General features: G+C 55.1%; 14 protein-coding genes. All 14 read right to left on the minus strand.

Annotated features, from left to right (window positions below; translation table 11 throughout):
- Positions 1-9: 9 nt before the first annotated feature.
- Positions 10-1,548: a multidrug efflux MFS transporter permease subunit EmrB gene (emrB, locus tag OGV79_RS11810; protein WP_012134799.1), complete on the minus strand. Its 1,539-nt coding sequence runs from the start codon at positions 1,546-1,548 to the stop codon at positions 10-12.
- Positions 1,549-1,564: 16 nt separating this feature from the next.
- A complete protein-coding gene (gene emrA / locus OGV79_RS11815; RefSeq protein WP_024130884.1) occupies positions 1,565-2,737 on the minus strand; it encodes a multidrug efflux MFS transporter periplasmic adaptor subunit EmrA in 1,173 nt (390 codons plus the stop codon).
- Positions 2,738-2,865: 128 nt separating this feature from the next.
- The gene (gene mprA / locus OGV79_RS11820) at positions 2,866-3,396 is read right to left on the minus strand and encodes a transcriptional repressor MprA (RefSeq protein ID WP_012134797.1); all 531 of its coding nucleotides are present in this window, start codon (positions 3,394-3,396) and stop codon (positions 2,866-2,868) included.
- 90 nt (positions 3,397-3,486) lie between these two features.
- Positions 3,487-3,822 carry an L-valine transporter subunit YgaH gene (gene ygaH / locus OGV79_RS11825; protein ID WP_047461737.1) on the minus strand — a complete coding sequence of 112 codons (336 nt, stop codon included), beginning with the start codon at positions 3,820-3,822 and terminating at the stop codon, positions 3,487-3,489.
- Positions 3,812-4,549: an AzlC family ABC transporter permease gene (locus OGV79_RS11830; RefSeq protein WP_286468447.1), complete on the minus strand. Its 738-nt coding sequence runs from the start codon at positions 4,547-4,549 to the stop codon at positions 3,812-3,814. Before OGV79_RS11830 ends, ygaH begins: the two co-directional genes overlap by 11 nt.
- Positions 4,550-4,673: 124 nt before the next feature.
- Complete coding sequence (locus OGV79_RS11835; RefSeq protein WP_153257803.1) at positions 4,674-5,858, minus strand: MFS transporter; 1,185 nt, start codon at positions 5,856-5,858, stop codon at positions 4,674-4,676.
- Positions 5,859-6,049: 191 nt separating this feature from the next.
- The gene (proX, locus tag OGV79_RS11840) at positions 6,050-7,045 is read right to left on the minus strand and encodes a glycine betaine/L-proline ABC transporter substrate-binding protein ProX (RefSeq protein WP_012134793.1); all 996 of its coding nucleotides are present in this window, start codon (positions 7,043-7,045) and stop codon (positions 6,050-6,052) included.
- Positions 7,046-7,234: 189 nt separating this feature from the next.
- Positions 7,235-8,299, minus strand: a complete 1,065-nt coding sequence (gene proW, locus OGV79_RS11845) for a glycine betaine/L-proline ABC transporter permease ProW (RefSeq protein WP_047461746.1) — start codon at positions 8,297-8,299, stop codon at positions 7,235-7,237.
- Positions 8,292-9,494, minus strand: a complete 1,203-nt coding sequence (gene proV / locus OGV79_RS11850; RefSeq protein ID WP_012134791.1) for a glycine betaine/L-proline ABC transporter ATP-binding protein ProV — start codon at positions 9,492-9,494, stop codon at positions 8,292-8,294. Before proV ends, proW begins: the two co-directional genes overlap by 8 nt.
- 354 nt (positions 9,495-9,848) lie before the next feature.
- Positions 9,849-10,808 (minus strand): class 1b ribonucleoside-diphosphate reductase subunit beta, encoded by a 960-nt coding sequence (nrdF, locus tag OGV79_RS11855; RefSeq protein ID WP_012134789.1) that lies wholly within the window; start codon positions 10,806-10,808, stop codon positions 9,849-9,851.
- A gap of 10 nt (positions 10,809-10,818) precedes the next feature.
- Positions 10,819-12,963 carry a class 1b ribonucleoside-diphosphate reductase subunit alpha gene (gene nrdE, locus OGV79_RS11860; RefSeq protein ID WP_110493910.1) on the minus strand — a complete coding sequence of 715 codons (2,145 nt, stop codon included), beginning with the start codon at positions 12,961-12,963 and terminating at the stop codon, positions 10,819-10,821.
- Positions 12,936-13,346, minus strand: coding sequence for a class Ib ribonucleoside-diphosphate reductase assembly flavoprotein NrdI (gene nrdI / locus OGV79_RS11865; protein ID WP_012134787.1), 411 nt, complete (start codon positions 13,344-13,346; stop codon positions 12,936-12,938). Before nrdI ends, nrdE begins: the two co-directional genes overlap by 28 nt.
- The gene (gene nrdH / locus OGV79_RS11870; RefSeq protein WP_024130882.1) at positions 13,343-13,588 is read right to left on the minus strand and encodes a glutaredoxin-like protein NrdH; all 246 of its coding nucleotides are present in this window, start codon (positions 13,586-13,588) and stop codon (positions 13,343-13,345) included. The genes nrdI and nrdH overlap by 4 nt, the downstream gene beginning before the upstream one ends.
- 262 nt (positions 13,589-13,850) lie before the next feature.
- Entirely contained in the window at positions 13,851-14,282 is a 432-nt protein-coding gene (locus OGV79_RS11875) for a carboxymuconolactone decarboxylase family protein (protein ID WP_024130881.1), read from the minus strand.
- Positions 14,283-14,310: the final 28 nt, after the last annotated feature.

The raw sequence follows: 14,310 nt of genomic DNA on the forward strand, positions 1-14,310 counted from the left end.
GCTTTTTCATTAATGCGCGCCTCCGCCGCCGCCGCCCGCGCCGAAAGGTGGTTTGGCGAACCAGACCAGCCCAAGCAGCACGAGGAAGATCCCGGCCGACATCCAGAAGATCTCATTGGCGGAAATAATCAGCCCTTGATTGGTAATCTGCTGGGCGATCCAGCCTGACGCCTGCTGCTGCGTCATCCCCAGCCCCTGTAGCTGATCGTACATCGCCTGGGCATTGGGGTTGTACGGATTCACCGACTCGGTCAATTGCGAATGGTGCATCGCTTCACGGTTGGTCCACATGGTGGTGGTGATTGATGTACCAATTGACCCCGCCAGCGTTCGCGTAAAGTTCGACAGGCTCGACGCCGCCGCCAGACGCTCAGGCGGCAAGCCGGAGAGCGTGATGGTGGTGAGCGGCATAAAGAAGCAGGCTACGGCGAAGCCCTGAATAAACTGCGGCCAGGCCGATGCGCCGAAATCCATACCCGGCTCAAACGTCCACGCACGCCAGTAAAAGCAGACGGCATACATGATAAAGCTGAACGTGACCAGCCTGCGCATATCCAGCTTGTGGGCGAAACGTCCGATAATCGGCGACAGGATCACCGGGATTACCCCGACCGGCGCTGAGGCCAGGCCGGCCCACGTCGCGGTATAGCCGTATACCTCCTGCAACAGCTGCGGTAACAACACAATCGCGCCGAAATAGAGCATATAGGCGAGACTGATACACAAACAGCCAATCGTAAAGTTACGCGACTTGAACAAAGAGAGGTCAACGATTGGGTTATCGTCGGTCAGCTCCCAGACAATCAGGAAACTGATGGCAATGACGGCGACCACGGTCAGGATGATAATCTCTTGCGAGGCGAACCAGTCCAGCTCTTTCCCGCGGTCAAGCATGATCTGTAGACTGCCGATACCAATCACCAGCAGCGCCAGGCCGATAGCGTCGATACGTCGCTGCTCGGTGCGGGTCTCGCGACCGCGCAGGGTTTGCAGCGTCATCAGCACGACCGCAACCCCAATCGGCACGTTGATGAAGAAAATCCAGCCCCAGTGATAGTTATCGCTGATGTAGCCGCCCAGTATCGGGCCGCAGATCGGCGCGACAATCACCGTCATCGACCATAGCGCCAGCGCGATAGAACGTTTTGCGGGAGGATAGTTATTCAGCAACAGGCTCTGTGAGAGCGGGATTAACGGCCCTGCGACGACACCCTGAACCACGCGGAAGAAGATCAGCATGTTCAGACTGTTGGAGACCCCGCACGCCCATGACGCAATGGCAAAGGCGACGGTTGACCACATGAACAGCTTCACTTCCCCGACGCGTTTCGCCAGCCAGCCGGTAATCGGGATGGAGATCGCGTTCGCCACCCCGAATGAGGTGATAACCCATGTCCCCTGGCTCAACGATGAGCCAAGGTTCCCGGCGATGGTGGGGATCGCCACGTTAGCAATGGTGGAGTCCAGCACCTGCATGAATGTCGCCAGCGACAGCGCAATCGTCATAATGACCAGCTGCGCGCCTTCCAGCGGTTTTTGCTGTTGCATTACACGCACCTCAGGATTATCCCGCGTTGGCCTGCACAATCTCTTCGATCAGCTTATTGACCGGAGCGAGATTAATTTCTCGTGCGTTACTCTCAGAAACCGGGGTACTACGAACCTGGCTTGCCAGCACCTGTCCGTCGCGGTTCGACGTATCCACGGTGACGAGGGTTGATAAGCCGATACGCAGCGGATGCTGCGCCAGTTGCTGCGCATCCAGTTCAATACGTACAGGCAAGCGCTGCACGACCTTGATCCAGTTGCCGGTCGCGTTTTGCGCCGGAAGCAGGGAGAAGGCGCTGCCTGTCCCCATATCCAGGCCGACAACCTTACCGGTGTATTTCACGTCATCGCCGTAAATATCGCTGATGACCGTTGCCGGTTGGCCGATACGCATATGGGCGAGCTGCGTCTCTTTGAAGTTCGCGTCTACCCACAGGTTGGTGGCAGGCACGACCGCCATCAGCGGCGTGGTCGGGCTAATCTGCGCGCCAGGCTGTACGGCGCGGCGGGAGACGTAGCCGGTCATCGGGCTGACGATTTTGGTACGCTCCAGCGCCAGCCAGGCGTTGCGCACTTCCGTAGCCGCCTGTTGCACGGCAGGCTGATCTTCCAGCTTGCTGCCGAGGATCATCGCCTGGTTTGCGTTATATTGCTGAATAGCCACATCCAGCTGCGCCTGCGCGCTGGCGACGGCATCACGCGCGTGTTGCAGCTCTTCGCGACCGATCAGGTTCGCATTGCCCAGCGGCACGCGACGATTAAAGTCGCTTTGCGCCTGCGCCAGTGCGGTTTTCTGCACTTCAATGCTGGCCTGGAGCTGCTTGCTATTGATCATCAACTGGTGCGTCTGGCGAACGCTGGAGGCCAGCGCCGTTTTCGCTTTTTCGAATGCCTGTCTGGCATCCGTCTGGTCGAGCGTGACCAGCACGTCGCCCTGTTTTACAAAGTCAGTGTTATCAGCCCAGACTTTCGTCACGCTGCCTGATACCTGCGCCATGATTTGAACCTGGTTCCCTGCCACGTACGCATCATCCGTCTCTTCGATATGACGCAGTACTAAAAACCAATAAATCCCATATGCCACGGCAATTGCGATAAAGAGCAAGGTTAAAAGGATTAGCGCGCTTTTACGTTTGCCATTCTTCTTAACCGGTTGCTGCGGGGTTTGAGTCTCCGCATTTGCGCTCATGTTGTTCTCCACGATCTTATTTTTCATATCGGCTGGGCCGACGTTTTTGTCAGAAAGGCCAGCAGTATGACGTGCTGGCCTGTCAGTTTTTTCTTTTATAAATCTGGATGATTGAGCGTGTCGACGCGTTAGCGTAGCGCCTCAAGAACGGCGCCATCCTGATCCATCTGATCGAGACGCGTCAGGAGCTTACGAGTGATGTGCTCAAGTTGATCTTTTTCGGCGGTGCTGAGAGAGGACCATAGCTGGTGCAGGCAGTGATGCTGAGGCGGTAACACCTCGCGCAAAAACGCGTGACCTTTCTCAGTCAGTTGCAGATGCAGGCAGCGACGGTCGTTATCGCTTTCACGACGTTCGATCCAGCCGCGTTTCTCTAATTCATCTGCGATACGTGTTGCGTTGGTACGGGACGAGCCCAGCGCGCAACTCAGTTCAGATGGCTGAATACTGTGGTTTTCCTGAGACTCCAGCGTAATCAACGCCATAAACAACGTCTCGTTAATCCCTTGAGCTTTCAGCATCTTATTGCGGTTTTCCAGCAGTTTGCCTTGCATATGCATGCAAAGGCGGGTCAGAAGGATCTCCTGGTAAGGAAACTCTTCGTGGCGGCTGGCGCGAAATTTTAGCATTTGTTCAATGGGCGTAAACGAACTATCCATTTGGGCATGACCTCATTAATTTCAGCCGATATAGTAACGACAGTGACAAATAAAGTAAATGTATTATTAATTTAAAATGATTCTTTTGGGTTATAAAATGACCCCTATCTTCCAGGCGAGTCCATAGCCCAGAGCGCTCAGTAGCGTTGGGATGATGATGCTGCGCGTCTTGTAGAAACTGACGCCCAGGACGGCAAACCCGACCAGCGTCGGAATGAACCGGCTGGCGTCGTGCATCACTTCGGGAGCTGTAGACACCACCAGCAGGGCGCAGATGGACGCGATGCCAATGGTGTCGAGCAACACGCCCGTTGCGCCGCGCCTGGCGGGACGGGTGTTTCCCATTCGCAGACGAAGCGGTAAATAACGAAAACAATAATTGGCGCAGCCAACCAGCAGTCCCAGCAGCAAAACCTCATAACTCATCGGGCGCTCCTTGCCAGAACGACTGGATCAAGGCGGTCAGACACCCGCTGGCGATACCCGCCAGGATAGCCGCTGGAATGGAAAACAGCGTGACGCCTGCCAGCGCGCCGATTAACGCCGCCGTGACGCACAGCGTTTGTTTGCGTTGAAAAGAAGCGAGCAAAAAACTCATAAACAGGGCTGGCAGCATAAAACTTAATGCCGCCTCAACGGCGGGGAAGCTTTTCAGCAATCCGCTCCCGGAAAATGCGCCAATGACCGTGCCGAGCACCCAGGAGGCCCAGGAGCAGAACGCGATGCCGATCATCCAGTTTTCACTCCAGCGGCGGTTATCCCGTACCAGTTTGGCCGTGGCGGCAGCAAACACTTCATCGGTGAGGCCAAATGCCCACAGGGCGGTTTTAGGTTTACTGAGCCGTTGGCTGATGCGACTACGCAGGGAAGGGCCGTACAGCACATGACGTACGTCCATCGCCATTACGGTCAACGCGGCGACCCATAATGTGCTGCCCGCCGCGAGCATGGTGGTGATGACGAACTGGCTGGCGCCTGCGTAAATAATGCAGGAGAAAAAAACGCTTTCGAGGGGAGTAAAGCCCAGACGGGTGGCGTTGAGGCCAAACGCAAACGCCACGGGAATATAACTTATGACTATCGGTAAACTGTCTTTGAATCCTTCCGTTAAGGTTGCCGGACGGAGCTCAGACTGGGGTGCAGGGCTTTCCATAAGATTATCTGATTCGTCACCGATGTTAAAATAACCAGCATAAATGAATCATATAACCTTAACAGAGTGGGGGACGCCTTAACACCCTGGGGAGCTCAATCAAAGGTAAACGCTTGCCATCTGCTTAATTTGCGGCTTCTTGTCGGTGAAAACCTCGCCACCAGACCAGCAGATTGAGCGCGGCGACGGTGGTACCGGCCAGACAAACGCCGGCCCAGCCGGCATGCTGCCAGGCCGATGCCGAAATCAACGAACCGGCGGCGCCGCCGATAAAGTAGCTGGTCATATACCCGGCGGTGAGCCGGTTACGCGCATCCGGGTGGACGCGGTAAATCACCGTCTGATTGGTGATGTGTACGCCCTGCACGGTGAGATCCAGCACCAGGATGCCAATAATCAGCGCCAGCACCGAGCTGTGTCCGTACCAGATAGCCAGCCAGGAGAGCAACAGCAACAGCAGGCCGAAAGTCGTGGTGAGATGAGACTTCCCTTTATCGGCAAAACCGCCCGCCGGACGAGCGCCCAGCGCGCCAGCGGCTCCCGCCAGACCAAACAGCCCAATCATTCCTTCGGAATAGTTAAACGGCGGCGCGGCCAGTAAAAAGGCCATTGATGTCCAGAGAATGCTGAAGTTGGCGAACGTCAGGCAGCCTAACAACGCGCGGGTGCGCAGGAGGCCGTCGTGGAGAAACAGGCTGAACACGGAACCCAATAGCTGCGGATAGTTAAGATGCGTTTCTGATTTCACCTTTGGTAAACCGCGCCACAGCGCGACGGCCATCAGCGCCATCAGCACAGAAGCGACCCAGAAGACGGTGCGCCAGCCGCCAAGATTCGCCAGCAATCCGGCAACGGTACGCGCCAGTAAAATCCCCAGCAGCAGGCCGCTCATGATGGTGCCGACCACTTTGCCGCGCTTATCCGGCGTGGCGAGCGTCGCCGCCAGCGGCACCAGGATTTGCGCCACGACGGAGAACAGCCCGGTGAGCGCCGTGCCGAGAATCATCATGCCGAGCGACTGACTGCTGGCGGTTATCAGCATGCCGCCTGCGGCCAGCAGCGTCATGGAGACGATGAGCGTCCGGCGCTCGAACATATCGCCCAGCGGCACCAGAAAGAGCAATCCGGCGGCATAGCCCAACTGAGCGGCGGTAACGATAAAGCCCGCCGAGCTGGCGGAAAGCGAGAAATTGTTTGCGATAGTATCGAGCAGCGGCTGGGCGTAATAGTTACTGGCGACGGCCAGGCCGGTTGCCACGGACATTAAAACAATCAGCGCCGGGCTAAGCCCGTGAGTGGATTTGGTCATTATTTTGAGTCAGATATGATTTCCTGGGGTATCAATCATAGCGGATGTTTATGAATGTGAGTGGTTTGTTGAGTGATGGATTGTGCGGTTGGGGGAGGGCGTATAGGCCGGATAAGGCGCATCGCGCCACCATCCGGCATTGGTGTGGTTACTGCGCCTGATGGCGCGCAGCTTTAAGGCCGACGAGTAGGTTATTTCTGCGCGGCCAGCGCTTCTTTTACCCAGCCGTCAAACTGCTGCTGGTGGGCTTTGATCCAGCCGTCAACGTGACCCTGAACATCGGCCTCGGACGATTTGCCTTCATGCATCATCGCGTTCTGCGCGTTGATATCCGCCAGCGGCACCTTCATGATGGCGAACAGCTTCGCCGCCGCCGGGTTTTTCTCTGCCCAGGCTTTGTTGGCGACAATGTGCATGGTGTTCACCGGGAAGCCATAGTTCGCGCCGTTCGGCAGTTTGGTATCAATGTCTTTCTGCTCGCCCGGCAGGGAAGAGAACGGCACCTGTAACCAGACAACATCTTTACCCGGCTTCATCACGTCGCTCACCCAGTACGGCGTCCAGGTGTAGTACAGAATCGGCTTGCCTTCTTTGAAGCGGGTGATGGTGTCGGCCATCATCGCGGCATAGTTACCGTGGCTGACGTCGACGGTTTTTTCCAGATCGAACGCTTTGTTCTGGTGGTTAATCACCGCTTCACAACCCCAGCCTGGCGAACAACCCATCATGTCAGCTTTGCCGTCGCCGTTGGTATCAAAGATTTTGGCGATTTTTGGGTCTTTCAACTGGGCGAGGTTAGTGATCTTGTACTGCTCAGCGGTTTTCTTGTCGATCAGATAACCCTGCGCGGCGCCCGTCACGAATACCCCCTCGCGATAGAACTTTTTGTCTCCGCCCGCAGCGGCGTACATATCATCATGCAGCGGCTGCCAGTTCACGGCGGTAAAAGTTGCATCGCCAGAGGCAATGGAGGTGTAACCGACGTTGTAATCAACTTCGCTTGGCTTATTAACGGTATAACCCAGTTTCTCCAGCGCGCGGCTGACCAGCAGCGTCTGGAAGGTTTCTTCGGTGATGGTGCTCTGCACCGGCTGTACGGTAACGCCTTTGCCCGGCAGGTCGGCAGCGAATGCGCTGGTAGAGACAAGGGTGGCAAACGCTGTGGCAAATAGAATGTTATGTCGCATCGTTGTTCCTTATTACACTTCATCTTTCAAGCTGCCTCTTTGTTGGCTGCACTCATGCACCCCGGTCACGTACTGCGTGTACGCTCCTGGGGATACATTCGTTTGCCGCCGCGATGCAGCTTGAACGATTTTGTGTAAGCTAATGAATTGTAGGCCCGGTAAGCAATGCGCCACCGGGCAACGGGTGAATTACTTAACGAAAGGGCGAGTGATAAGCCCAACGGGACCGGTGGTATACCAGCGGCGGTTGCCACGGCTGCGCGAGTCGCGACCAACGGCCTGGGTCAGGCGGTCCAGAATGATAGCGAGGATCACAATACCGACCCCGCCGACGGTTGCCAGCCCCATGTCGAGGCGGCCAATACCACGCAGCACCATCTGACCAAGCCCGCCGACGGCAATCATAGAGGCGATCACTACCATGGAGAGGGCAAGCATGAGCGTCTGGTTAACACCCGCCATAATGGTGGGCATGGCCAGCGGTAGCTGTACTTTGAACAGCATCTGACGCGGACTGGCGCCAAATGAGCGTGAGGCTTCGATCAAATCTGCCGGAACCTGGTTAATCCCCAGAATGGTCAGACGCACAATCGGCGGCAGGGCAAAGATAATGGTCACTACCACCCCCGGCACGTTACCGATACCGAACAGCATCACGATTGGCACCAGATAGACGAACGCAGGCGTCGTTTGCATCGCATCCAGCAGCGGGCGGACAATCTTCGCCGCACGCGGACTGCGCGCCAGCCATATCCCCAGCGGCAAACCGATGACCACGCAGAACAGCAGGGCGGTCAGCACCAGCGCCAGGGTAATCATCGCCTGTGACCAGGCGCCAATCGCGCCGATGGCAATCAGGGACACCAGCGTGGCGGCCCCCATCCCCAGGCCGGAGATCTGCCAGGCGATCAGTGCGAAAATGATAATCGCCACCGGAGCTGGCATACCCAGCAACAGCTGCTGGAAGCCATTGAGAATGTAATCCACCGGCACACGGATGCCCTGGAAAACGGGGCGGAAATGCGTAACGACCCAGTCGATCCCTTCAGTGACCCAGCTGTCCAGCGGGATCAGCGTCTTATGGAACGGGTCCATAATATTAAAATGTTCTGGCGCAGGCGCGGGAGCGCTGGTCAGCCAGTCTGCGCCGCCGCCATCGGCAGGCGCGCCCGAAGGCGTTCCCCAGGCGTCGGCGGATTGTGCGGCGCTATCCGCCGCTGGCGCGGTATCCCACGGATTAGTTTGTTCAGCCATTGTTTGCCCCCTCGCGATCTAAAGCCTGTAGCAGCATGCGTTTTGAAATAATGCCGACATACTGTTGTTCCTCGTCGACAACCGGCACCGCACAAGGCGCCTGGCCAACATGAGAGAGCAACTCGCTAAGAGGTGTTTGCGCATCCACCGCCAGTGACTCGTCAATAAGTGCTGCTTCAATACCTTGCGCCTGGCTTAATGCCGCTTTTAATGAGTCGATGGAAACAATGCCGACAAACTTATTACCGCGTTCAATCACATAACCAAATTCACGGTCTTCATCCTGCAATAATTTCAGTGCGGAACGCGGACCAAAACCTGGCGTTTTACGAATTAATCCCACCGGGCTGCGGCGGGCAATATCTTTGGCGCTGAACACCTGGCTAATATCGACCCCACGGAAGAAGGTGCGGACATAATCATTCGCCGGGTTATTCAGAATTTCATCTGGCGTTCCCACCTGAACGACTTCGCCGTTTTGCATAATGGCAATACGATCGCCAATACGCATCGCTTCATCGAGATCGTGGGAAATAAAAACGACGGTACGCTGATGTTTTGCCTGTAGTTTTACCAGTTCATCCTGCATCTCGGTACGAATTAAGGGATCGAGCGCCGAGAAGGCCTCATCCATTAACAGAATGTCAGGGTTGATCGCTAATGCGCGGGCCAGACCGACACGCTGGCGCATACCGCCGGAGAGTTCATCCGGGTAGCCGTGCGCATAATTCTCCAGCCCCACCTGGCGTAAGGCATCCAGCGCTTTTTCACGGCGCTCTTCAGCGGCAACGCCGGCTAATTCCATGCCGAATGCCGTATTATCCAGTACGGTCATGTGCGGCATTAATGCAAATGACTGGAAAACCATCGCAATTTTCTTTCTGCGCACCTCGCGAAGCTCGGCGTCAGATATTTTTGCAATATCAACGCCGTCGATCAGCACTTGCCCGCGGGTGGGTTCAATCAGGCGATTGAGAAGGCGTACCATTGTGGATTTACCCGAACCGGATAATCCCATGATGACAAAAATCTCGCCTTCTTCAATGGCCAGACTGGCGTCTTTAACGCCAAGCGATAGCCCTGTTTTATCCAGAATTTGCTCTTTCGAAAGTCCTTTTTCAATATATTTGAAAGCTCGCTGCGGATGCTCACCAAATATCTTATAGAGATTCTTAACTTCTAATTTAATTGCCATGCAATAGAAAGATTCCTGTTATTTATTATGTCGATACGATACCTGATAGAAATAGTCACCTTTTTCTACCCTAACATACTGAGAATCTGAGACAACCCTGAATTTTCCTCAGACACAAATATTGCCGGAGGCCATTTGCCGGGATTTCCCATGATATAAGGGCTGAGCGGGAGTGGGGGGAGAGCGATATTTTTTGTAACGACCACCGAAAATGCGCCTGAATTGCTGAAATTCAGGCGAATAATGTGACAGATATTGAGTGTAGATCACACAGAAATAATTGTGTGATAAAAACGTGATCCCGTTAAAATATTATCGCGGAAGTGTGATCGATATTTACCGCGATAATCGCCGTCAAAAATTCCAGTCTTCGTCTTCGGTTTCGATGGCTTTTCCCATCACATAGGAGGAGCCTGAACCGGAGAAGAAATCATGGTTTTCATCCGCATTCGGTGAAAGCGCAGCAAGTATGGCAGGATTGACCTCCGCCATTTCTGCGGGGAATAACGCTTCGTAGCCCAGGTTCATCAACGCTTTATTGGCGTTGTAACAGAGAAAGGCGTTAACGTCTGCCACCCAACCGGTTTCGGCATACAGTTCTTCCGTATAGCGAGACTCGTTGTCATACAGCTCCATCAGCAAATCAAGGGCGAAATGCTTCAATTCGTCGCGTTCGGATTCCGACAGTTTCTCCAGCCCTTTTTGGTATTTATAGCCGATGTAATAACCATGTACCGCTTCGTCACGAATAATCAGACGAATCAGGTCGGCGGTGTTGGTCAGCTTGCCCCGGCTGGAAAAATACATTGGCAGCCAGAAGCCGGAATAGAACAGGAAAGATTCCAGGAATACGCTGGCGATTTTCTTTTTCAGCGGATTGTCGGCGGTGTAATGTTGCAGGATAATCTGCGCCTTGCGTTGCAGCGGCGCATTTTCCTCACTCCAGGCATAGGCCGCGTCTACGTCTTTCGTCTGGCAAAGCGTAGAGAAAATCGAGCTGTACGAACGGGCATGTACCGCTTCCATAAAGCTGATGTTTGACAGCACCGCCTCTTCATGCGGCGTCAGCGCGTCCTGCATCAACGCAGGGGCCCCGGCGATATTCTGAATGGTGTCGAGCAGCGTTAATCCGGTAAACACGCGGATGGTAAGCTGCTGCTCGGCGGCGCTCAGCGTCTGCCAGGCGGGGATATCATTGGAAAGCGGCACCTTTTCCGGCAGCCAGAAGTTGCTGGTCAGGCGGTTCCACACTTCCAGGTCTTTATCATCCTGAATCTTGTTCCAGTTGATGGCGCTCACGCGTGATAGTTTCATCCTGCTCTCCTTATAGCGCGCATGATACGCAGCCTTCTATTTCAGTACCTTCCAGCGCCAGCTGACGCAGACGGATGTAATACAGCGTTTTGATCCCTTTTCGCCACGCGTAAATCTGGGCTTTGTTGATATCGCGGGTTGTCGCGGTATCCGGGAAGAACAGCGTCAGCGACAGTCCCTGATCAACGTGGCGTGTGGCTTCGGCATAGGTATCAATGATTTTTTCCGGGCCGATTTCATAGGCGTCCTGGTACATGTCCAGGTTCTCATTGGTCATAAACGGGGCCGGGTAGTAAACGCGTCCGGTTTTTCCTTCTTTGCGGATCTCTATCTTCGACACGATCGGGTGAATGCTTGACGTCGCGTGGTTGATATAGGAAATGGAACCGGTCGGCGGCACCGCCTGTAAATTCTGGTTATAGATGCCGTAGCGCATCACCTCATCCCGCAGCCGCGCCCACATTTCGCGGCCCGGAAGCGTAATGCCGCTACGGGCAAAGAGCGCACGAACCGTGTCGGTTTTCGGCTGCCAGTCGCCCTGCAAATATTGTTCGAAATACTCGCCGCTGGCATAGCGCGATTGTTTGAATCCGGCGAAGGTTTTACCGCGTTCACGCGCCATCATCATTGAGGTATTCAGCGCGTGCCAGGTCACGGTGTAGAAATAGAGGTTGGTGAAATCCAGCGCCTCCGGGCTGCCGTAGGCAATGCCTTCTCGCGCCAGATAACCGTGCAGGTTCATCTGCCCCAGGCCAATCGCGTGTGATGCGGCGTTTCCGGCTTCAATTGACGGTACGCTGCGGATATGGCTCATATCCGACACCGCCGTCAGGCCGCGAATCGCCGTTTCCACCGTGCGGCCAAAATTCGGGGAGTCCATCGTATGGGCGATGTTCAGCGAACCGAGGTTGCAGGAGATATCATGCCCGGTCTGCGCGTAATCCAGATTTTCATCATAGGTGGAGGCGCTGTTGACCTGCAAAATCTCCGAGCACAGGTTGCTCATGTTGATGCGACCGGCAATCGGATTCGCGCGGTTTACCGTATCCTCATACATGATGTAGGGATAGCCTGACTCAAACTGGATTTCCGCGAGCCGCTGGAAAAATTCGCGCGCGTTGATGTACTGCTTGCGTACGCGTTCATCGGCGAGCAGCTCATCGTACCGTTCGCTAATGGCGATATCTCCGAACGGTTTGCCGTAAATGCGTTCGACATCGTAAGGCGAGAACAGCGCCATCTGCGCGTTTTCTTTCGCCAGACGGAACGTTACGTCAGGGATCACCACGCCCAGCGACAGCGTTTTAATGCGGATCTTTTCATCGGCGTTTTCGCGTTTCGTGTCGAGAAAACGCAGGATATCCGGGTGGTGCGCGTGCAGATACACGGCGCCCGCCCCCTGACGCGCCCCTAACTGATTGGCGTAAGAAAAGGCGTCTTCCAGCATCTTCATTACCGGGATCACGCCTGAGGACTGGTTCTCAATACGCTTGATCGGCGCGCCCGCTTCACGAAGATTCGAGAGCAAAAACGCCACGCCGCCGCCGCGCTTGGAAAGCTGTAGCGCCGAGTTAACCGCCCGACCAATGGACTCCATATTGTCTTCAATGCGTAACAGGAAGCAGGAGACCAGCTCGCCGCGCTGTTGTTTGCCGCAGTTTAAGAAGGTCGGCGTGGCCGGCTGAAAGCGCCCGGAGAGGATTTCATCGGTAAGCTGCATCGCCAGCGCTTCATTGCCCTGCGCCAGCGTCAGCGCCACCATTGTCACCCGGTCTTCAAAGTCTTCAAGGTAGCGTTTGCCGTCGAACGTTTTCAGCGTATAGCTGGTGTAATATTTCCACGCGCCAAGGAACGTCTGGAAGCGAAAACCGCTGGCGTGGGCGTGAGCAAACAGCTTCACCACGAAAGCGCGATCGTAGCGGGTTAAAACGCTTTCGTCGTAATAGCCTTCGCGAAGCAGATACTCCAGGCGCTCGTCCTGGCTGGCAAAGGAGACGGAATTGGGGCGGACATGGGTGGCAAAGAACACCTCCACCGCCTGCCGATCCTTGTCGAACTGAATATGGCCTGCTTTATCGTACAGATTCAGCATGGCATTCAGCGCGTGATAATCCATCGTTTCTTGCTTCACACGTTCTGCGGTTGTCGTTGCCAAAATTCGCTCACTCCTTTTCGGACGTTGTCGATGTCGCTTTGCGTTCCCATCAGTTCAAAGCGGTACAGCCAAGGGACGCCGCATTTTTGTGAAATGACCTCGCCAGCGCGACCGTAAGCCTCGCCAAAGTTACGGTTGCCGGAGGCGATCACGCCGCGAATTAACGCCCGGTTATGTTCATCATTTAAAAAGCGGATCACCTGTCGTGGAACCGCGCCTGCCGTACCGCCGCCGCCGTAAGAGGGGACGACCAGAATGTAAGGTTCGTCTACCCTGATTCGCTCGCGTTCATTAAGCGGAATGCGAATAGCGGGCAGCCCCAGACGCTGCATAAAGCGGTGCGTATTTTCGGAGCTGCTGGAAAAGTAGACGAGTTGGCTCATGCGCTGGCCACGCGCGCATCAGGATGCAGACGGTTGATCATATCCGGGCGGAAGCCTGACCAACTGGTATCGCCCGCGATGACCACCGGCAACTGGCGAAAACCTTTTTCCCGCAGGGTGTCTGCCGCGTCGGGAACCAGATCGACGTTCACCATCTCAAAGTCAAATCCACGGCTTTCCATCGCCCGTTTGGTGGCGTGGCACTGAACACAGTCGTTACGAGTGTAAATAGTAATGCGCATGATTCGTATTTCCATTTAAAATGAGAGAACGGCGCGATGATATGCGTCGGGTTGTGTGTGTCTTGATAGAGAGAATACTAGATGTAGATGAATAAAGTTTCAACCACACAAGATATGGGAAATATCGATTAATTTGCTTCTGCTGATTAGCTCAGCGGGAATGGGGGGGTATGGTTAAAAATCGCCCGATGGCGCTTACGCTAACCGGGCCTACGGTGTAGGCCGGATAAGGCGTTTACGCCGCCATCCGGCAATAGCGGGTTTACATCCGCATCCCAACGGCCAGACGGTTGAAGCAGTTCATCAGACTGATAGCAAAAGTCAGATCGCTGATTTCACGGGCGCTGAAACTTTCGAGTAGCGGCAGATACGCGTCATCTTCGGCATGCGTTCTTGCGATATCCGTGACGGATTCCGCCCAGGCCAGCGCCGCACGCTCCTGTTCGCTGAAGTGATGGCTTACCCGCCACCCGGCCAGCGCATCCAGTTTGCTTTGCGCCACGCCGGATTTACGCAGGGCTTTGCTGTGCATCTCCAGACAAAATGCGCAACCGTTGATCTGTGAGATACGCAGATAAATCAGTTCCATCAGCGTGGTGTCCAGCGCGCTGTTTTCCAACGCTTTTTTAGCCTGGCCCAGCGCACTATAGACTTCAGGGCTAAGTTCATAATAGGGCTGACGTAATGTCGTCATCATACTTCTCCTCGTTTAGACGTCAGCA

It is taken from the genome of Citrobacter sp. CK185 (assembly GCF_030333565.1).
GTDB classification, from domain to species: domain Bacteria; phylum Pseudomonadota; class Gammaproteobacteria; order Enterobacterales; family Enterobacteriaceae; genus Citrobacter_B; species Citrobacter_B koseri.